Genomic DNA, 20,645 nt, shown 5'->3' on the forward strand with positions numbered 1-20,645 from the left:
AGTTTTGTTCCTATATGGAGATATACGATGAAAAAAATGTCTGTGACTCTGTTATCTGCTGCAATTTTGTCTGCGCTCAGCCTGAGCGCTAACGCGTGTACGGGTCTTATTGTTGGCAAGGGTGCATCTGCTGATGGCAGCATAATGATTGCCCGTAATGAAGATTTTGGTATCAATAACTGGAATAAATATCTGACTTACCGCCCGGCGCAAGAAAATGAAGCCGGAGATTGGACGTTAGGCAATGGTCTGGTTGTACCAATGCCAGCGAAATTCTACGGTTACTCCGCAATTCCTGATTGGGATGCCAACACAGTTGATGGTCAGGGTAAATTCTACGAAGAACGTGGGATAAACGAATATAACGTTGCCATTTCAGCAACAACCAGTGCTGAAGTGAATGATAAGGCACAGGCCGCTGATCCGTTGATTGACGATGGTATCATTGAAGCCGTTATACCGACGCTAATTTTGCCGCAGGTGAAAACAGCGAAGGAAGGTGTTGAGTTGCTGGGCAAATATATTGAGCAATATGGTGCCGGCGAAGGAAATAGCCTCTATATCGCGGATGTCAACGAGGCCTGGTTGGTTGAGATTGGCTCGGGCCACCATTGGATTGCAGTGAAAGTACCGGATGATAGCTATGCTATGATCGCCAACGGCTTGCGTGTTCACGGAGTTGATCTGGCGAGCCAGGATGTTCTGCATTCCACTGGGCTTATGGCGTTTGTTGAGAAGAATGAACTGTTGGACAAGCCAGATACAACATCGTTTAACTTTGCCAAAGCCTTTGGTGTAACAGGGGATGTTTATAATATCGACCGCGAATGGTTGGGACAAAGCATGCTTTCGGCATCGAGCGAGCAGCCAACCCGTCAGGATCAGTATCCGTTGTTTATGCAGCCGGATCAGAAGATTTCGGTTCAGGATGTGGCAAATGTATTGGGGGCCACTTATAAAGGCACTCAGCTAGAAGAGAATGGCGAGCGTCCAATGCGTGTTGAACGCCAGCTTGAATCTCACATTATTCAACTACGTAAAGATATGCCGCAAGAACTGCAAGGTTTGATCTGGCAAAGCTTTGGGGTATTACCGGAATCTGTACTTGTACCGCTTTATTCAAGCCTGCAAGACTATCCTACACCTTACCAGACAGGCAGTGACACCTATTCTGATCAGTCTGCCTATTGGCAGTTCCGTAGTTTGACAGCGTTGGCGGCAGCCGCTCCGGACAAATACTTGCCTATGTTAAAAGCGACCTGGGACAAGGAAGAAACCAAGTTGTACAAGCAAGTCAGCAGTTTGGATATGACCCTGAAATCACTGTATCAATCCGATAAACAAGCTGCGTTGAACATGGCCTCGGATTATTCCTACGGTCAGCTTCAGCGTACTTTGTCGATGGCGACAGAAATTCGTTATAAGATGATGACGGATCTGACTAAGAGTACGGAAAAGAAATACTCTGAAGAAGAATTTAAGAAGATCATGAGCTTGTAGAAATAAATTTATATAAGTAGCAAAGCCCTCGGTGATTCGTTCGCCGAGGGTTTTTTAGGTGTTGCGGGGTGAGATTTAAACACCTAAAGGAGTGTCTGTACAAAAGATGCGCGGTTGGCTTTTGGGAGGGTTTACATCTTCGGAAAGCTTCCGTATTATTCGCCGCATAACGGAGAGATGGCTGAGTGGTTGAAAGCACCGGTCTTGAAAACCGGCATACGTTTGTAGCGTATCTAGGGTTCAAATCCCTATCTCTCCGCCACATTCAAGAAAACCGCTGAAAATTCAGCGGTTTTTTTATGCCTAAATTTTATGTTGTAAAGAGAGGGTGAAGTAAATTCCTATCTCTCCGCCACATTTAGAAAGCCCTGCAGATTAATCATGCTGTTCAACGTTCAACGTTCAACATTTAACAGTTCACTTGTCCACAATCATAGCTGAAATTATCTATTGATGTATCAGGTGAGTGTCTATCGTTAAATTGGCTGTTTGTAAATAGTTAGGAAACCTCCAAGGTATAAGTGATAAAGGTATTTATTTGTAGTCAATCGGAAGTGAGGCTTATATTTAATTTCATTATCCCTTGTTCATATTAATACATATTTAATTTTTGGACTGTATTAGTGAGCGGGTTAAGTATGCCGCATTATTTGTTATTTCTCTGTTTTGTTTCGATATTGACTCAAAATTTTGTTTTGAACTCACGCGTGAACAGAATACAATGTGGCTGTCTGGTCAATATAATTTCTGATAGGTTAAATAACTATAATTTATAGCTTTGTATTGAGCTAAAATGAGGCTGTTTGTCTGTTTGATAAATAGAATGTTCATTATTATGCCAATACAGTGAATGGATTCCTTTATAGCTGGTTTGTTATCGAGTTGAAACTTGAATAAATTGTATTTATCGCATGGCTGCTAATTGTAATTTTTGTATAAATATGAGCTTTATGCTTGTTGTTTATATTAATTGATAATTATCTTGTTTGATAAATTTAAGTGAAGAGTTGGTTATTTTATGTCGTTTAAAGACTTGTCAATAGGCAAGAAAATTGCGCTTGTTTTCTCTGCTATCATTGCGATTATTATTGCCTTGGGTGTGTTTTTAATGAGCGAGTTGAGTGTAATTCGCGCCGGGGTATTAAATTTCTCTGACTCTACAGTACCGAGTCTTCTTTCTGTCGATGAAATAGTTTTTGAGGTGTCTTATGTGCGACGGACTCAATATGCCATTTTGACTTACAGTGATTTGCAACAGATCCGCAAAAGAGTGGACAAGGCTGATCAGCAAAATCACCACATCGAGACGTTGTTGGATGCTTATAAAGCCTCTGTGGGCTCTGATGCAACTGAACATGAGCGCCAAGCGCTCAGAGATATCACTCAGGCTTGGGGTAATTATCAGAAGGCATTGAATGGCTTTGCTGAGGCGGCGGTGAAAGGAGATTTCGATACTGCACAGCCAATTCTTGCGGGCACATTTAATGAATTTAATGATTTGACGGCTGCATTGGAAGAGTTGAAAGAGGTCAATTTAGGTTTCGTTAAGCGTAACCGAACTGAGATGCTAGCCAGTACAGATCGAGTTACCACCATGTCATTTGCAGCGGTAAGTGCACTTATTCTGTTTATGGTGATTATGAATCTGTTCCTGACGCGCCAGATTTGCCGTCCGTTAAATCAAGTGATCGATCTATCGAGCGAAATTGCATCGGGTAATTTAACTCATCATCTGAAGCGTGATGAAATTGGCAATGATGAGTTGGGAGTGCTGGCTGATTCTTGTGTTGAAATGCAAGATAACTTACGTGATCTGGTTGGGGAGATTGTAGCTGCAGTTACCCAGCTTAGCGCAGCGGTTGAAGAAGTTAGTGCGGTATCCGAACAGTCATCTCAAGGTATGCAGCAACAACAGAATGAGATCACTATGGTGGCAACGGCAATGGATCAAATGAAAGCGACTGTTGCCGAAGTTGCCAGTAATACCGAAGTCGCTTCCGTCTCGGCGACATCTGCAAGTGATGAAGCGAAACTGGGTTGCCAGGATATTCAGCAAAGCATTAAATCAATTTTGTCTGTTTCCCAAGAGATTGAAAATGCAGGTCAGATGGTTGAACAGCTGGAAAAAGAGTCTAACAATATCAGTATGGTTGTTGATGTTATCCGCGATATTGCTGAACAGACTAACTTACTGGCATTGAACGCGGCGATTGAGGCGGCTCGTGCGGGTGAGCAAGGTCGTGGTTTTGCTGTTGTTGCTGATGAAGTTCGTACCCTAGCTGGTCGAACCCAGCAATCAACTGGCGAGATCATTACAATTATCGAGAAGCTTCAGAAAAGTGCAAGTGAAGCAAAAGAGGCGACAACTGAAAGCTGCGGCATGATCAGGGGTTGTGTAGAACAGAGCCAGAATACCGGCAAAATGATTGAGAACATTGAACAGAGAGTTGCACAGATTGCTGATATGGGACAGCAAGTTGCGAGTGCATGTAGCGAGCAGGACTCTGTTACTGAAGAATTGGGACGCAATGTTGAAAGCATTAACCAGTCATCGACAGAAGTGGCGATTGGAGCCAGCCAAACTGCCCAGGCAAGTGTCGAGTTAGGTCAGCTAGCGGCTAACTTGCAAACAATGATGAGTCGATTTCGTGTTTCTTAATTAATTGATATTACTAATAATATAACTATAAATACCGCTGCGAGAGCAGCGGTTTTTTTATGTCAAAAATCTTAATTTTTCATATTGATATGAGTGTTGTTGTATTTGTCTGGGTGGAAATGTAACCAATAATATATTTCTTGCAAATGATTTTGAGATTTGTTTTTATTCGCATTCTCAAATTGAATGTGCAAATGGATTTTTGATAATGAATTGCTCTTTAAAGTTGAAGCCGCTCGTTTCCTGTATCAGTCTCGTCTTGGCTGCAGGTAGTTCAAGTATTGTTTATGCGGAAGAGTTAGCCGTTCTCGACCAAGCTAGTGTCGAAGCTCAGCAATATCAGGGTTATGCCGAGTATTCCCCGGCTTCCGGCAGTAAAACAGATTTGCCCTGGCTGAAAGTACCCCAGTCAGTTTCCGTGGTTACGAAGGCTGAAATGGAAGATAAGGGGGCATTGCGTTTGGTCGACGCCCTTGATGGGATCGCGGGAGTCAATAACACGCTGGGAGAAGGCAGCCGGGATCAGTTTGTGATCCGGGGGTTTGATGCGCTGAATGATACTTACCGTGATGGTATGCGTGATGACGGAAACCTACAGTCGTTTCGTAGTCTGGCCAATGTTGAGCGTGTCGAAGTGGTTAAAGGACCAGCCGGTGCCTTGTACGGTCGAGGTTCGGCAGGTGGTCTGATTAATATTGTGACCAAACGTGCTGATGGCCGTGATATTACCACACTGACAGCCGCCGCGGGCAGCGATAGCCGCCTGTCTGGACAGGTTGATGTGGGCAGACAGTTGAGCGATAACGTTAACGGCCGGGTGAATGTGGAATTTCGCGACGGTGATAGTTATGTCGATCATGTTGATTATCAGGACTACTTTATTGCACCTACCGTCCGTATAGCGGCGGGAGACCAGCATGTTATTGACCTGGATCTTGAATATCAGCATCAGGAAGTTATGCCATACCGAGGTGTACCTTCAAAGGGTGGCAAGCCGGTTGATGTCGCTGTCGACACCTATTATGGCGGAGCTAACGATTACCAAGAATCGGACAGCATTCGCCTTGCTGTTAGTCATCAAATGACGATTAACGATCAGCTGTTATGGGTCAACCGGGCAGCGTGGAACCAGATAGAACTGGAGCAGAAAGGGACCCGTCAAGGAAAGATGACAGGTGATCAGGTTAGTCAGACAGCAAACAATTTTGGTTACGATCCGAGAACCACCAGTACCCTTCAGTCTGAAATTACCTGGCAAACAGAACAGAACCAGCTTCTGGCCGGTGCTGACTACAATGTTATCGATATCGATTTGCTACTGGCTAAAGACACCAGCCTTTCCCCGCAAGATATCCATAACCCGGTGACCCGACCGACGCCGAACCCAGGTTTTGACCCGTTCCGCCAGAACAAGACCGAGACACTCGGCGCTTATCTGCAAGATGTATTTACCTATAAAAAAGTGTCGGTACTAGGCGGCCTTCGCTACGACAGCATGAAACTCAAGCAGCGCAAGCAAGGAGCGGAGCTTGAAACCATGGATGATAATAAGCTGAGTTACCGCGCTGGGTTGGTTTATCAGCTGACAGATGAGTTCTCGGCCTATACTAGCTTGGGACGCTCATGGCAGCTCCCTTATGCCGGGACTTATATCAATCCGAAGCTGGCGGAGCTGTTCAGAACCGATCTTCAGGAGGTGGGAGTGAAAGCCTTCATGCTGGATGATCGGTTGATGCTGAACGCGGCCCTGTTCCAGATTGATCAAGAGCAGCCTCGAACGGATACCAATGGTGATGTTGTCGACAAGGATGAGTTTCGTCATAAGGGGATTGAGCTAGAAGCCCGCGGTCAGATCACTGAAGTGTGGAATATTTCTGCTGGCTATAGCTATCTAGACGCCGAAGATAAAGAAACGGGCGATAAGCCGAATGATGTATCCGATCATTTGTTCTCGTTATGGACGACTTACTACTTAACACCTGAATTTAAGTTCGGTGGGGGCGTTAAGTATGTCGGTGATCGTTATGCGGGCAATAATGAAGGAACAAAGCTAGATGCTTATACCAAAGCTGATTTGATGGCCGCCTACCAGTGGCAGCAACATAAAGTTCAGCTAAACCTAGATAACGTATTCGATGAAAAATATGCGCTTGGTGCAACCGGCGGTGGCTCCGGATTGAACCAGGTGGGATATGGCGCTCCGTTTGAAGTGATGTTGAGTTATCAATATAGCTTGTAATTGGACGTTGAAATCTAGAATCACAACTTTTGATAGTTTGAGATTTATATTTTCGTGTTTCCGTTAATGACAGAGGGTTAAGCCTGCAAAGGCTTAATCCCTATTGTTTATAAAGTTATTAATGGTGTTGGTAATAAGGAATAGTTGCACCATGGCAAAATCAATAATAAAGAAGTTAATAGGCACGCTAAGTATATTTATTCTGGTGTTTGTCTTTCCGGCAAAGGCAGATGTGACACGAACAATTAATGATGAAATGGGTGAGCTTAGCCTGTCAGGCACCCCGAAAAGAATAGTTGCGCTGGAGTTTTCATTTGTAGATGCAATGGCAGCCGTTAATATTGCTCCCCTTGGTATTGCCGATGATAACAAACCCGAGCGGTTGATCCCTGCGGTGACACAGGTGGTGCCGGAATGGACTTCGGTGGGTTCGCGTTATCAGCCCAGCCTTGAGGTGATAGCTGATCTTAAACCGGATTTGATTATTGCCGATGTCGAGCGGCACAGTGCTATTTACGATGATCTGAAGCGTATTGCGCCGACTTTAATTATTAAGAGTCGTGGTGAAACCTACCAGGAAAATTTAGATGCGGTAATAAAAGTCGGCAAGGCCATCAACCGAGAAGAGACGATGAAACAACGGCTGGCGTTGCATAAACAGCGGATGGCTTCGTTTAAGGCTCAATTAAAATCTATCAAACCGACGTTTGCAGAAAATACGATTCAGTTTGCAGTGATCAGCGAGCGCGGTATGTGGATGCACGGGCCGACATCTTATGCCGGAGGTGTCGTCAACCAGCTGGGGCTCCGCAGTCCTATTCCTGAGCAGATCAGCACCGCCTATATTCCGACAAGCCTTGAGCTGCTATTAAAAGCCAATCCTGATTATCTCCTGATCGGGCGATACAGTGACAACACCGTACTGGAAGAATGGAAGAAGAACCCTCTGTTTAGCATGCTTACCGCGAAGAAAAAGGGCCATATTATCGAAATATCGCCGGGATTATGGTCTTTGAGTCGCGGCATGCTGGCCGCCGAAGGGGTAGCCCAGGATCTGGTGCGCATTTTCGGGGAAGAAAGTTAACATCATGCAAGTGATTGCTCGGCTTCCCCAAACAAAAGCATCGCTGATCAGCCTATGGACGGTTACTGGACTGGTCTTGTCGCTGTTTTTGTCGCTGGTCTTGTCTCTCGTTTTGTCACTAATAGCCTGGTCGACATTTGGCCTGTCGATAGATGATGTGTATCAGGTATTGGTTGCCTTTGACCCCGATTCAATGTCGCAGCAGCTGATCATTACACTCCGCTTGCCACGGACATTGGTGGCCTTGCTGATTGGCGCAAATTTAGCGGTTGCCGGAGTGCTGATGCAGGGGATAACCCGTAATGCGTTGGCTTCCCCGGCGATACTCGGAATTAACGCGGGAGCCGCATGCTGTATGGCTTTGGCCTCCGTTGGCGTTGGCTTTCTGAGTATTCTTCCTCCTGTGCTCACTGCGGCGATAGGCGGAACAATGGGGGGCATGCTGGTCTTTTTGCTTGGCGGTTTTTTTTCCGGCCGAATTCACCCACTGCGTCTGGTTCTGGCTGGTATTGCCGTAAATGCATTGCTGACCGGGCTCACCCGTGCGGCAGTGATTATATCCGACGAACTGGCTTATAGCGTGTTGCACTGGCTCGCGGGCTCGGTAGCCGAAGCCGGATGGGAACAGTGGCAGCTAATATGGCCGGTGAGCATGGTTGGGTTGATGTTGGCACTTAGCCTTGCTGGAAAGCTGAATATTCTCTCGCTGGGAGAAGACATGGCCTGTGGTTTGGGGATCAATATTACACGAGTGCGGATGCTGGCCTGCATTGCCGTTGTTCTTCTCACCTCTGTCAGTGTTTCAATTGCCGGTCCGATTGCTTTTGTCGGTTTGTTGATCCCACATATCAGCCGAAAATTGGTGGGGCATGAGCATCGTCGTCTGATCCCTATTGCCGCCTTGTTAGGCGCCTCCTTGTTGGTATGGTCCGATTTACTGGCCCGCGGGGTTGCGTTTCCTGCCGAAACACCCGTTGGGATTATCACCGCATTGATTGGTACGCCTTGTTTCATCCTGTTGGCCATGAGGAGCAAGCTGTCATGAGCGAAATTGTTAATCGAAGCCAGAATATGGATACCAGCAAGACCAGTACCGGGCAGACGGGCAAGCGCCGGATAACGTTACTGGTGCTGCTTATCGCGCTGGTAGTGCTTGCTACCTGCAGCTTATATATCGGTGCACTTTCTCTATCGACAGATGAAATATGGGCGGCACTTGTTGGTGGCGGGGATCATGATTTTGTCATTAACCACTACCGTTTGCCGAGAATGGTACTGGCGATGTTGGTTGGAGCAGGGCTGGGCCTGTCCGGCGCTTTGGTGCAGGGGGTTATTCGCAATCCGCTAGCATCGCCTGATCTGATGGGGATCAGTGCCGGAGCCGGACTCGCCGCCACCTCGTTACTGGTTATCTTTCCTGCCGCGCCTGTTTACTGGTTACCGGTGGCCGCTGTGATCGGGGGATTCAGTGCCGCTTTCTGTATTTACCTGGCTGCGGCGGCTATTAAGCCTACACCGGCGCGTCTTGCTTTGCTCGGTATTGCAATTAGTGCCTTTATAAGTAGCGGCATCGACTTTCTGCTTATTGTCCATCCTGTCGAAATCAATACTGCCATGGTGTGGCTGACTGGCAGTTTGTGGGGGCGAAACTGGGAGCAAGTTCCGTTCATTTTCGTGACATTGCTGGTACTTATCCCGCTCGCCTTCTGGCTGGCATGGCGCTTGGATGTGATGGCGCTGGGGGAGCAGACCGCAACGGCGCTGGGTGTCAGTGTCGGGCGTACCCAGATGCTGGCACTGCTGACGGCTGTGATGCTGGCCAGTATTAGTGTGTCAGTGTCCGGCACAATCAGCTTTGTTGGCCTGCTGGCCCCGCATTTGGCACGACTGCTGGTTGGCAGCCAGCACCGATGGTTACTGCCCGTCGCGGCAAGTTGCGGTGCATTGCTAGTCTTGGTGGCTGATATTTTGGCCCGGGGTATTCAGCCTCCTTTGGAATTGCCCGCCGGTGTACTGACGTCTCTAATTGGTGCGCCGTATTTTATTTTTCTTCTTTCCCGCTATAAGGGCTGGTAAATGCTAAAAGCTGAACGTATTACCGTTGGTTATGATAGAACCACCATATTGTCTGATCTGAGCTTGAGACTTCTCAAAGGTAAAATCACCGCCCTAATCGGTCCGAATGGTTGCGGTAAATCGACGTTGTTAAAGGCTTTATCGCGCATTTTAGCGCCGACGTCTGGCAGGATATTGCTAAATGGCGAAACCGTGCACGGTATGTCAGATAAGGCCGTAGCCCAGAAAATCTCCCTGTTACCACAAACATTAGTCAACCCCGAAGGCATCACCGTACAACAGCTGGTTGAGTATGGCCGTACGCCTTACCTATCCCATTGGGGGCGGCTAACAGAAGAAGACCGAGCTCAGGTCGCAATGGCGATGGGGGAAACAGGTGTACTTGATTTGGCCCAGCGTCCCTTGGAAGCACTGTCGGGCGGGCAGCGGCAACGAGTCTGGATAGCGATGATCCTGGCGCAGAATACCGATATCGTCATGCTGGACGAGCCCACGACCTATCTGGATCTCTCTCATCAGGTCGAACTGATGAACATGATGCGAGCCATGAATGATAAAGGAAAAACCGTGGTGGTCGTGCTGCATGATCTTAACCAGGCCTGCCGCTATTGCGATCATCTGGTTGTCTTGAAAGAAGGGGTGATTGTGGCAGAAGGGGATCCTGAGTCGGTCTTTGATGCCGAGTTACTCAGTGATGTCTTTAACCTGAAGGCGACTGTAATACCTGATCCGATTGCCGGCACACCAATGTGTATTCCCTACTAATCGACTTCTGCCGGATTTAAAGAATTTTTATAATAAACGAGGCTGGTATCAGCCCGACTACACCAGAATAGCAATGGAGCCTTTTATTCTTCAAATCAGTGCAATGTTGCTGACTTGGACAACACTAATAAAGGTTATAAAAAGAAGTTATGAAATCAACAAGGAAAAGTTTTCAGTATTCAGTGCTGGCAACAGCAATCGGCGCGAGCCTAATTGCGAATACTGCTTTAGCTCAAGAGTTACAAGTTCTCGAACAAACGACAGTGAACAGCAGTGTTATTGGTGAATCCCACATAGATGAAGTGAAAAGCTATGCCGGTAACCGAACCGTTGTGACCAGCGAGCAAATGGAAAAGACGGCTGTACTGTCTATCGATGATGCGTTGCAGCGTGTGCCGGGTGTTCAGGTTCAGGATGAATCAGGAACAGGTGTATTGCCTAATATCTCTGTGCGAGGGCTGAAAGCGAGCCGAAGTGGCCATGCTCAGTTTCTTATGGACGGCGTGCCAATGACGCTGGCACCTTATGGCCATACCGGACAATCAATCTTCCCGGCCACGCTCAGTATGCTTGATCGTATTGATATCGTCAGAGGGGGAGCGACAGTTCAATATGGCCCGAATAATGTCGGCGGTGTGATTAACCTGGTAACCAAGTCTATTCCTGAAAAATGGCAGACATCGATTGAGAACAAGCTGACGGTATTTGAAGGCGGGGATAAACCACTCAACGACTTTTATCTCCGTACCGGTGGTCGAGTTTCGGATCAGTTTGCGATTCAGCTAGAAGGCAATGTATTACAAGGCGAGACCTTCCGGGATAATACGGATACCGATGTGACCAACTTCCAGGTGAAAACGGAGTGGTTGATCGATGATGCGCAGATGCTGACAGCATTTGTCCAGCGTTATGACGCTGATACCGATATGCCAGGCGCACTTACCCCGGCGGACTATGATCAGGATCGCAGTCAGTCAACTCGCCCTCATGATCACTATGAAGGAGAAACCACTCGCTGGAACTTACGTTATAATCGCCTGTTTAACCAATTCCTGTTTGCCGATTATGGTGAGTTTGATGCATTGGTATTTGGCCATACGGCGAAACGAAACTTTGAGTGGGGCTATAACGCGGTTAAAGGTGAACACTGGGCCGATCCGGGTAAACCTTCCACTCACCTGAGAACATCCCCTCGAGAGTTCAATGTACTGGGCGTCGAGCCGAGAGCGAGTTTCTATATTGATGGTGCAACGGTTAACCAGAAGCTGATCGTCGGCATGCGTTTTGTTAACGAGGACATTGATTACAAGCTGACTCAAACCAGCTTTACAGATAACACCACGAAAGTACCGCGTGACTGGAGCTTGGACACCAAGGCGTGGGCGGCCTATATCAGTGATGAGATCAAACTGGCCAACGACAAGCTAACGATCACCCCGGGTATTCGCTATGAACACATCGATATGGACTTTGTCGATATTGGCAAAAACACCGGGGATCAGAATACGGTCAACGAGTGGCTGCCTGGTTTTACTGCCTCATATCAGTTAACCGATACTTGGCTGGCGTATACCAATGCCCAGCGTTCGCTGCGTGCACCGCAGATCGCCTATATACGAGGTAAGGCGGATGAAGGTGCCGAAATGGCATGGAACTATGAACTGGGCGGACGCTATACACAGGGTAGAAATAGCCTGAACCTTGCACTTTACCGCATTGATTTTGACGATCAGCTACAGTGGAACAAAACCGATCAGACCTTTGACAATATTGGCCGGACCGTACATCAGGGCTTTGAGGTTGAAGGCTTCTACGTTCCTGATTCATTACCGTTGCTAACGTTGCACATGGGGTATAACTACCTGGATGCAGAACAAAAAGAGGGTACCAACAAAGGCAATGAGCTGCCTTATGTTTCCAAGCACCAGCTATTGTGGGATGCAAGCTACGATCTGAATGGTTACGAGACAACGGTATCAGGCGTGTATTTCAGCAAGTCGTTTAGCGACAATGCAAATACCAAAGAGGAAGATGCAACGGGAGCGAAAGGTGAAGTGCCTGCCTACATGGTATGGAACTTCAACATCAGCAAAGATCTGTACAAGAAAGATGATTCCGTATTGCGAGCCGGTTTCTCGGTGAACAACCTGTTTGATGAAGACTATTACTTCCGAGGCATTGATGTCAGCCCTGTCGGCCGCTACCCGGCCCCGGGACGTTCATTCAGCCTAGATGTGAAGTACACTTTCTAACGCTTAACGATTCAACTGTTAGTGCAACGTAATATAAACAAGCCGCCTTAATGTTGTTAAGGCGGCTTTTTATCGGCTTAAGCCCACCTTAGTTTTCTTACCTCGTTTCCCTGTTCTGGCTGACAGGGAATGTTGAACGCTAAAATCAGGGATAAACCTGCCATCATGGTGCCTGCAATGAATACGCTTGAAGGTGAGACTAGCCATAGCAAACCGAAAGTGACGGGTATTACAACTGCCGCAATATGGTTGATGGTAAAGGCAACACCAGCAGTTGAGGCAATATCAGCCGGGTCGGCAATTTTCTGAAAATAGGTTTTGATGGCGAGTGCCAGAGCAAAAAATAGATGATCGACAACATATAGCCCGGCAGCCCATTGTGCGGACTCGACAAAGGCATAGCCTGCAAAGACCAGTATTAAGCCAACGTATTCGAATATTAGCGCTTTTCGCTCGCCGACCTTGCCGATGATTTGGCCAATTTTCTTGGCAAAAAACCAATTGAACAGGTGATTAATCAAAAATAATAGCGCGATGTCGGAGGCAGAGTAGCCGAACTTCTCAACCATTAAGAAACCGGCAAAGACGGTAAAAATTTGTCTTCTGGCACCACTCATAAAGGTGAGGGCGTAATAGAGCCAGTATCTTTTGCGCAAAATAAGCTTCTTATGCTGAACGGTTTTTGCTTCAAAAGTGGGGAAACCGAGCCAGATGAAGATAACCAAACTTAAGGATACGGCACCGGCAATCAGGTAAATCCATTTAAAGTCCAGTGCTAACTGTTCAAGTAACACCCAAAGGCAAGCATAGGTAATGAGCGAGGCCAGAGCGCCGATTGAAATCAGCTTACCCAATACCTCGGGGGCTTGTTCTTTTGACAGCCATTGCAGTGATAGAGACTGTTTCAGGGTTTCGAAGTAATGAAAGCCAACAGACATCAGCAAGGTCGTACACAGCAGCCCTGAGAACGAGGGAAAGAATCCCGTAATCGCGACGCCTACGGCTAATAGGGCCAAAGAGAGAATGATGAACTTCTGCTCTTTTATAAACAACAGCATAAAGACAGCTGTAAAAGCCAGAAATCCAGGAATTTCCCGTACGCTTTGCAAAACGCCGATGTCAGCACCGGTAAATGCCGCTTTCTCAATCACAAAGTTGTTGAGCAAGGCTTGCCAGCTGGCAAAGGCAATAGGAACGACGATAGAGATTAGTATTAAAAAGGTTTGTGGTGTTTGCCAGGATCGATTCTGTGCTGAGATCTTCATGGAGTGTCCTAACCGCAAGGAATTTGATGCCTTGTAGATTATCAAGTATGTTGATGGCTTACTTTCGACAATGGGCCAAGTTATGTCGCCAAAAAGACAAGGTGAAGAAAAAGCAGGGTTATCTCATATAAGCTCCAATGAACAGATAACCAATGCTGGCGACAAACGGGTATTGGCAAGGCAGGTGGACATGCCGCCCGGGCACAAAGGATCTTTCCATAGTCATACCTGGTATCAGCTGATGTATTCCTCTGAAGGGGTGTTAAATGTAGATGTTAGCGATCAGGCAATGGTGGTTCCGCCGCAAAGGGCCGTTTGGCTTCCGCCTGAATGCACCCATCGGGCATTTGCACCGAGTGGGGCTAAGTTCCGAAGCCTGTATTTTCGTCCGGATCAAGTTGGGTACCTAGGGCACGCTTGCAAAGTATTTAATATCACAAACCTAACTCGAGAGTTGATATTGGCCGTGGTGGCGCGGTGTGATGTTGATGCCCAGTGGCAGCAGCCTGACTTTAACTTACTGACAGTACTGCTCGACCAGCTCAGTGCCCAGCCTCAGGTATCGCTATCGCTTCTGATGCCGCAAGACCCCCGGCTTGATGTATTGGTAAAAACGTTGCAATTGAGTCCAGAAAACGATCTCAGTATGCAGCTCTGGGCCAGCAAGCTGGGGGTGTCTAGCCGAACCCTAACCCGGATCTTTTTATCAGAGACGGGGATGGGGTTTAGAGAGTGGCGGCAAAGGCAGAGGTTGCTGCATTCGCTGACGCTGCTTGAGCAAGGCAAGCCCGTGACCCAGGTGGCATTGGATGTCGGCTATAACTCGCCATCGGCTTTTTCTCATGCTTTTCAACAGTTTTTCGACTGCTCACCGAGAGATTATTTTGCCAAATAACATTGGCTATCTTTACAGCAAGAGGAGTGCAGAAGGTCTGGCGTCTGCACTCCTCATTACTTTACCAAGTGCTGAAACAATATTAGCTAAAGTTACTATTTATCGGTTTACTAACCGTTCAACCACCTTGATGTGCTGATCTAGCTGGCGCTGATTTTCCGGGGCGAGTTGTTTTGCTTGCTCAAGCAATGATAAGGCTTTGCCATAGCGGTTTTGGTCTAGGGAAAGCTGGGCGTATTGCTGCAAAGCCTGCAGGCGGCTCTGGTTGATCCCCGCCGCCCGGATCAGCAGCAGTTCGGCGTCGTTGTTATTGCCTTGCTCGGTCTTGACTGTAGCCAAGGCCAGTAACGCTTCCCCATTGACGGGAGAGCGCTTTAAGGCTTTATTGAGGTTAGTTGTGGCGGTAGTTAGCTGTCCTTGTCTGAGTGCCAGCTGCCCGACTCGGGTATAGAGCTTGCCGCTGGCATTGGTTGACAGTTTGGGATGCTGTTTAGATGCAGCTGCGATGAGCTTTTTCGCCGTGTCGAGTTCATCAATATTGAGCAAGTATTGGATAGCTCTATCTAGCCTCTGGTAGTTTTTGGCAATCTCTGATGGCTGGCTAAGGTAGTAGTGGCTTGCTAGAGAAAATTGCTTTTGCTGTAAATACAGATCGGCCAGTTGCCAGGCCGTCGCTTTCCTTTTTCCAAGCCGGTAGGCGACTTCCAAACTACTGATAGACTCGACGACACTGTCTTCGCTGAGCGCGATATTTGCTCGTAGCAGCCACAATTGTGCGTCATTGGGGGTTTTCTCCAGCATTGGTTGCAGCATTGATTTCGCTTGGGAGTGAGCGCCTGAGGCAACATAGCTCTGCAGTAGCCCTTGCTGCCAAGATGTATCTTCCGGCTCTAGCAAAGCAGCCTGTTGGTAAGCGGCTGTCGCGCCCTGGTAGTTTTCAGATTGCAGGTGAATATAACCGAGGTAGCCATATAAGCGACCATTTGCGCCACCGAGAGAGATAGATTGGGTCAGGTGACGCTTGGCTTTCTGATACTGGTTGTTTTGCAGATAAAGTATGCCAAGGTTGTCATGCGCACGAACAAAGTCCGGCTGTTTTTTTAATGCAGAGAGGAAATAGGTTTCAGCGGTGCCTGGTTGTTTCAGGCTAAATGCCAGTTGCCCAAGCAGAAAGTCATAGGCTGCACTACTTTCTTTCGGCTGGCTGGTCTTAAGCTGTTTCAGCGTTTTTGCGTACTGCTGTTTTTCCAGTAATGGCTGAACTTTTGCCAGCAGTCTGGCTTCGCTATCGGAGAACGTTGCTTCTCGTTTTAATAGTGGCTGACGGCTGAAATCAACGGTGATTGACGGTTTTGATACCGTGACACTGGCATAGGATTCCGGGCTGATAATTGTAATTATGAATACAGCAATTAATTGGGAAAATATTTTCATTATTCAGTAATCCGTACTGGCCATAGGAATTCCGTTCTTACCGGTACGCCCTCTTTGGTCGGGGCGGTAAAACGGGCTGATTTGACCACTTTTGTAACAATGGGTTTGAGTACCGGGTATTCCATTTTCCGAATGTTCCTCAAGCTGGCTTGGCCGTGTTCATCTATTTCAATATGTAAAATCACATCGGCGAATTTGATGCCTCGACGTGTCAACTGACGAGGCAGGCTCGGTACCTGAAGCGTATTGATTAGAGTAGGAGTCTGATCCAGTTCGGCAACCGCAAATTTAGCCACGGTTTTGATCACTTCCTGAACGATCTCTTGTTGTGGCAAATCGAACTCGATATTGGCCTCTACGTTTAAATCCGGCTTTAGCGTTGTTAAATCAACCCTGATGGGGTGTAGTTCGAGCTGAACGTCATTTGCCACTTGAGTAAGATCCAGCTTAGATCTGGTGACTTCCTGCTGTTGGCTCTGCGGGCGGGAAGGTGGCGGAGGAGGTGGGGGTAAAACGACCGTTTCTACTTGTCTGACCGTGAGCGTTTCTGGCTTAGTAAACGGAATGTTCTGGCTGGCGATGATCAGCAGCAGGATCACACCCAGCGGAATTATCGTAAGCAGGTATGTCAGCAGACGTTGTTTTAATCGCACTGCTATTCTCCTTGCGTGGCGACATTCACCTGAGTCGCTCCTGCCAGTTTGATTGCGTCTAATACCTTGATCAGCAGCTCGGCAGAAACCTGTTTGTCTGCCTGGATAATGACGGGTTGAGGGTTAGTCGCTATCAGCTGTTTGATGGTCGGCTTGATGCCCGCCAAACCAATACGCGAACCGCCGTACCAAACTTCTCCGTCGTTCGAAACTGCAATGAAGATGCTTTTCTTTGCCAGCAGAGAGGCTGAAAGTGCCTGGGGGCGATCAATCTCTACGCCGGACTCTTTGACAAATACTGTGGTGACGATGAAGAAGATCAGCAGGATAAACACCACATCTAGCAGTGGTGACATGTCGATACCAAGCCCTTGTTGTTCATCGCTAAAAATAGAGCGTCGTGCCATTAGAGGCTGCCTCCATCGTTAATGTGTTGGCTCGCTGGCGCTAGGGTGTCAGTGTGGTTTGTCGCTACGGATATCGCGCACTGTTGGAGTTTTCGCTGGTAACCAATGTTCAGCAATAATGCCGGTATGGCGATGATTAACCCGGCTTGCGTTGTCAGTAGCGCCTCGGAAATACCTGATGCGATACCGTTCATCGGATCTTGGGTGGCCCCTGTGATCCGGGAAGTGGTTCCCATGCTCTGGAATGTGGTAAGCATGCCGATGACTGTGCCAAGAAGGCCTAAAAGGGGAGCGACGGATACCCATACTGCGAGTGTTTTGGTTTTTTCTGTCAGCTCTCGGTGCTCCTCGGGCAAGGTGTGGCAGCGAATCGTCAGCCAGATATCAATGATCTGGCTATATACGATAAATGCCACGACAGCGAGCACCGCCATGATGATGCCGCCTTGGCTGAATATCTGCTCAATAGACTGGATAACAGCAGAGCCAGAGAAACGATCAGGCATAGTCAGCGTCTCTTTTGTCGGACTGGTGGATCTGGCCTAGCTGACTAAGTAGTACGCTGTCAGCCTCCAGTGCGGTGAGGTAGCGACGAGCGCGACGGGTGAGATAGGCATGACAGATCAATGCTGGAATTGCCACAATCAAGCCCAGCTCCGTCGTGATCAGCGCCTGGGCGATCCCCGTCGACAACATGCTTTCGTCACCAGAACCAAACAGTGTGAGCAGTTTGAAAGTGCTGATCATGCCGGTAACCGTACCCAGGAGACCTAACAAAGGGGCTACGGCAGCAGTGGCGGCAATCCCAGTCAGCATGCGCTCGAGCTTGCCTTTGGTCAGTAATAGGTACTGGTACATCAGATCATCAATGACTTCCCGTCCGCTATGGCGGTGAGTAACGGCAAGCCGGATTAATTCCTGCTGGTAGCCGGTGGCCTGAGTTAATCCCTGCTGCGGGGGGATTTCTCGATTCAGTATTTGGCCGATCAGAGCGGGATCGCGCTTGGGCAAGCGGATAAACTGGATGGCCTTGAACAGGGCGATGAGCAAGGCGAAAGATCCGAACGCAAGGATCGGTATTGTCCAGATCCCGCCTTTTGCCAGATGATCTTGTATCGATTCTTGCTGCGCCTCAAGCGCCGTCGCTCGTGTTAACGTCGGATCCAGTGACAGGCGTGTAAGCTGTCCTTGCTGGTGGAGGTTGAGCTGAGACTGTTGGTCGTCATCGAATGTGTATATCAGCATCGGCAGGGGTTGATGTGTACGATCAACCAAACCAGCCTGAGTTGCATTGATAAACCATTGCACAGGACCTGCGGTTAATGTCTGTCCCTGAATGATGTCACCTGATGGTGATAATACTGAACGATTGTTTACCCATTGCGGTCTTAGCGCCTGATGAAGTGTCACAAGCGAGCGCTCTATGGCATCGAACGAAGAGTACGCGGCCAGCCCTTGCTTGCTGGCTTGGGCTGTATGGCCGGGAGGAACGGTTATACCTGATTGATTATGGTTAAATTCCCGCAATAGGTTGTTGATATAGGCATCCTGCTCTTTCCACTGGGCCAACCGCTTTTTGAGCTGCTCTATACCTAAGTACTGTTCGTCTTTTTGTCGCTGAACGGTGGCGGCGTTTACTCGTAGTGATGAGAGTTCTTTTTCAAGCTTGTTAAGCTGCGCTGATAGTGGCTGGCGTTCATTTCTGACCTGCTTTTCTGCAGCTGTGTACTGCTGAATCGACTTTTTCAAATCGTTTCTGATGCTGCTTTCGACTGTTGATATTGTTGCTGAATGGCTTGCGAAACTGGCCATTAATGTTGTTATGGCGAGCAAGGTTGCTGTCATTACTTTAGGGCGGGGGTGGCCCGGAATGAAATTATTGAACATCATCGTTCTCCGCAACCTTTGACGCAATGACTGGCAAATCGACAAAACTAGCTTGTCGGGTACGTTTAAACACGGCGAGGGCCTCGGCGATAGCATCGGCATACTCAGGCACAACTTGCCATTGCCAGCCCTCTGCGGAGGTAGAACCTATACCGGCCGTTTTACCATCTGAGGAAATGAACCACGCCTGACTCAGGCCTAAATAGAGCTGCTCTACTGCCACCTGTTTGCCATTTTCTAGGGTTAGGATCTCTTTATTCAGCGTTAATATGGCATTAAATCGCTGCATTTCATCGAGCATACTTAACAAGCTTTGCATGTGGTTAGCCAGGGAGGCACTGGTATCGAGCAGGGATGCATTTGCCTCCTCTAGTTGTCGTTGTAGCGGTACCGGTAACCAGGGCCACAACTTTGTCATCGCTGTTTTTGCATGGGCTAGAATCCGTTCTGCCTGAGCCGCGTTTGCCTCATAACCATCTTGTTGTTCTGCGAGGGCAATACGTGTTTGATCCACTTCGGATGCAGAGACGGAGGCAGAAGTAACTTTGTCGGTTAGGGCCTTCTTTTCCGCTTGATACAGTTTGATGAGGGAAGAGATCTGCTGCTTTTCAGCTGCCCAACGGGACTGGAGATCGGCTCGTGCGGTTTCAGTTTCCATCCATTGTTTTACTAAGGCATCCATTTCCTGCGCTGTACTTCCCCATGAAGGAGTGCACCAAAGTAAGCTAGACAGAACTACTGAAGAGAGTAGTTTCTTGTTCATTCGTAAGTGTTAATTTAATTATCAATGATTGTGATTCGTATTTACACATAATCCATTGGTAGAGTCAATGGATGTGTTGTTTGTTAGTTAAACAAAATAGATATCTGAAAGGCATGATTTGTGATGAATAATTACGCCTGATTTTGTGAATGATCAGGCGTAATGAGGCGATGAAAAGTAAGGCTTAGTGCAAGCCTTCCTGATCCGTTGGCAGATATAGTTTGCCGTTAAAGGCGATGTAGACTCCTGGTGTTGCCAAGCGTGCAGCAACAAATGCCGAACCTAGGTTAAAGCCGGCATCGTTGGGGGAAAAGCCGACCAATGGCCACATTGCACCCGTGAAAACAATAACCTGTCCATGATTGTCGGGCAGCATTGCCATCAGCGTTCGCGCACTTTCAAACAGTGTGAAAGTACCATGAGTGACAATATGGCGAGAACTCTTACTATTGATAATGGCATTACTTACTTCTTGTATGTCTTCGTTACTGATCTCTCGGCTGTCTTTCATGCAAGCCTCAAACAGCTCATACTCATCGGCGGTAATATTGGCAAATTTAGCCAAGAAGTCAGGAATGGCCGTTTCATCATGGCATACCGTTGTACATTGGTCGGTATCATAGAATGAATCAATCGTGCCTCCGGTAACGATAAGCTGTATTTTGTGCTCATCATTAATATTGCTCATGTGGGTCTCCAACAGAAAGTTGCTAATAGAAAGTTTAAGAAAAAAATGAATTATTTTTCGTCTTTTCTGCTGACGGTT

General features: G+C 47.7%; 17 protein-coding genes and 1 tRNA gene. 10 read left to right on the forward strand and 8 right to left on the reverse strand.

The window, feature by feature from the left end; genetic code table 11:
* Positions 1 to 27: 27 nt before the first annotated feature.
* From EDI28_RS07780 to EDI28_RS07820, 9 genes are all read left to right on the forward strand, one after another.
* A complete protein-coding gene (locus EDI28_RS07780) occupies positions 28 to 1,500 on the forward strand; it encodes a C69 family dipeptidase (protein ID WP_128783282.1) in 1,473 nt (490 codons plus the stop codon).
* 171 nt (positions 1,501 to 1,671) lie between these two features.
* A tRNA-Ser gene (locus EDI28_RS07785) sits at positions 1,672 to 1,762 on the forward strand.
* A 756-nt stretch (positions 1,763 to 2,518) separates the two neighbouring features.
* Positions 2,519 to 4,159 carry a methyl-accepting chemotaxis protein gene (locus tag EDI28_RS07790; protein ID WP_128783283.1) on the forward strand — a complete coding sequence of 547 codons (1,641 nt, stop codon included), beginning with the start codon at positions 2,519 to 2,521 and terminating at the stop codon, positions 4,157 to 4,159.
* A 208-nt stretch (positions 4,160 to 4,367) separates the two neighbouring features.
* Positions 4,368 to 6,398 (forward strand): TonB-dependent receptor, encoded by a 2,031-nt coding sequence (locus EDI28_RS07795; protein WP_128783284.1) that lies wholly within the window; start codon positions 4,368 to 4,370, stop codon positions 6,396 to 6,398.
* A gap of 151 nt (positions 6,399 to 6,549) precedes the next feature.
* A complete protein-coding gene (locus tag EDI28_RS07800) occupies positions 6,550 to 7,482 on the forward strand; it encodes a Fe(3+) dicitrate ABC transporter substrate-binding protein (protein WP_128783285.1) in 933 nt (310 codons plus the stop codon).
* A 4-nt stretch (positions 7,483 to 7,486) separates the two neighbouring features.
* Positions 7,487 to 8,527: a FecCD family ABC transporter permease gene (locus EDI28_RS07805; protein ID WP_128783286.1), complete on the forward strand. Its 1,041-nt coding sequence runs from the start codon at positions 7,487 to 7,489 to the stop codon at positions 8,525 to 8,527.
* Positions 8,528 to 8,553: 26 nt separating this feature from the next.
* Positions 8,554 to 9,558 carry a FecCD family ABC transporter permease gene (locus EDI28_RS07810; protein ID WP_128783539.1) on the forward strand — a complete coding sequence of 335 codons (1,005 nt, stop codon included), beginning with the start codon at positions 8,554 to 8,556 and terminating at the stop codon, positions 9,556 to 9,558.
* Entirely contained in the window at positions 9,559 to 10,323 is a 765-nt protein-coding gene (fecE, locus tag EDI28_RS07815; protein WP_128783287.1) for a Fe(3+) dicitrate ABC transporter ATP-binding protein FecE, read from the forward strand.
* 149 nt (positions 10,324 to 10,472) lie between these two features.
* Entirely contained in the window at positions 10,473 to 12,575 is a 2,103-nt protein-coding gene (locus EDI28_RS07820; protein WP_128783288.1) for a TonB-dependent receptor family protein, read from the forward strand.
* Between the two features lie 77 nt (positions 12,576 to 12,652).
* Here the strand turns inward: EDI28_RS07820 and EDI28_RS07825 are convergent, their stop codons facing one another.
* Positions 12,653 to 13,840 (reverse strand): MFS transporter, encoded by a 1,188-nt coding sequence (locus EDI28_RS07825; RefSeq protein ID WP_128783289.1) that lies wholly within the window; start codon positions 13,838 to 13,840, stop codon positions 12,653 to 12,655.
* An 82-nt stretch (positions 13,841 to 13,922) separates the two neighbouring features.
* Here EDI28_RS07825 and EDI28_RS07830 point away from each other — a divergent pair, with 82 nt between their 5' ends.
* Complete coding sequence (locus tag EDI28_RS07830; RefSeq protein ID WP_164918498.1) at positions 13,923 to 14,735, forward strand: AraC family transcriptional regulator; 813 nt, start codon at positions 13,923 to 13,925, stop codon at positions 14,733 to 14,735.
* A 99-nt stretch (positions 14,736 to 14,834) separates the two neighbouring features.
* On the opposite strand, the gene EDI28_RS07835 is transcribed toward EDI28_RS07830, so the two are convergent.
* From EDI28_RS07835 to EDI28_RS07865, 7 genes are all read right to left on the reverse strand, one after another.
* On the reverse strand, positions 14,835 to 16,169 hold the full coding sequence (locus EDI28_RS07835; protein ID WP_128783291.1) for a tetratricopeptide repeat protein: 1,335 nt from the start codon (positions 16,167 to 16,169) through the stop codon (positions 14,835 to 14,837).
* Positions 16,169 to 16,822, reverse strand: coding sequence for an energy transducer TonB (locus EDI28_RS07840; protein WP_128783292.1), 654 nt, complete (start codon positions 16,820 to 16,822; stop codon positions 16,169 to 16,171). The genes EDI28_RS07835 and EDI28_RS07840 overlap by 1 nt, the downstream gene beginning before the upstream one ends.
* A 2-nt stretch (positions 16,823 to 16,824) precedes the next feature.
* Entirely contained in the window at positions 16,825 to 17,229 is a 405-nt protein-coding gene (locus EDI28_RS07845; protein WP_128783293.1) for an ExbD/TolR family protein, read from the reverse strand.
* The gene (locus EDI28_RS07850; RefSeq protein WP_128783294.1) at positions 17,229 to 17,735 is read right to left on the reverse strand and encodes a MotA/TolQ/ExbB proton channel family protein; all 507 of its coding nucleotides are present in this window, start codon (positions 17,733 to 17,735) and stop codon (positions 17,229 to 17,231) included. Before EDI28_RS07850 ends, EDI28_RS07845 begins: the two co-directional genes overlap by 1 nt.
* On the reverse strand, positions 17,728 to 19,119 hold the full coding sequence (locus tag EDI28_RS07855; RefSeq protein WP_164918499.1) for a MotA/TolQ/ExbB proton channel family protein: 1,392 nt from the start codon (positions 19,117 to 19,119) through the stop codon (positions 17,728 to 17,730). The genes EDI28_RS07850 and EDI28_RS07855 overlap by 8 nt, the downstream gene beginning before the upstream one ends.
* Positions 19,106 to 19,879 carry a DUF3450 family protein gene (locus tag EDI28_RS07860; RefSeq protein ID WP_128783296.1) on the reverse strand — a complete coding sequence of 258 codons (774 nt, stop codon included), beginning with the start codon at positions 19,877 to 19,879 and terminating at the stop codon, positions 19,106 to 19,108. Before EDI28_RS07860 ends, EDI28_RS07855 begins: the two co-directional genes overlap by 14 nt.
* A gap of 184 nt (positions 19,880 to 20,063) precedes the next feature.
* Positions 20,064 to 20,567 carry an asparaginase domain-containing protein gene (locus EDI28_RS07865; RefSeq protein WP_128783297.1) on the reverse strand — a complete coding sequence of 168 codons (504 nt, stop codon included), beginning with the start codon at positions 20,565 to 20,567 and terminating at the stop codon, positions 20,064 to 20,066.
* Positions 20,568 to 20,645 lie beyond the last annotated feature (78 nt).

The organism is Photobacterium chitinilyticum (assembly GCF_004104355.1).
GTDB lineage: Bacteria > Pseudomonadota > Gammaproteobacteria > Enterobacterales > Vibrionaceae > Photobacterium > Photobacterium chitinilyticum.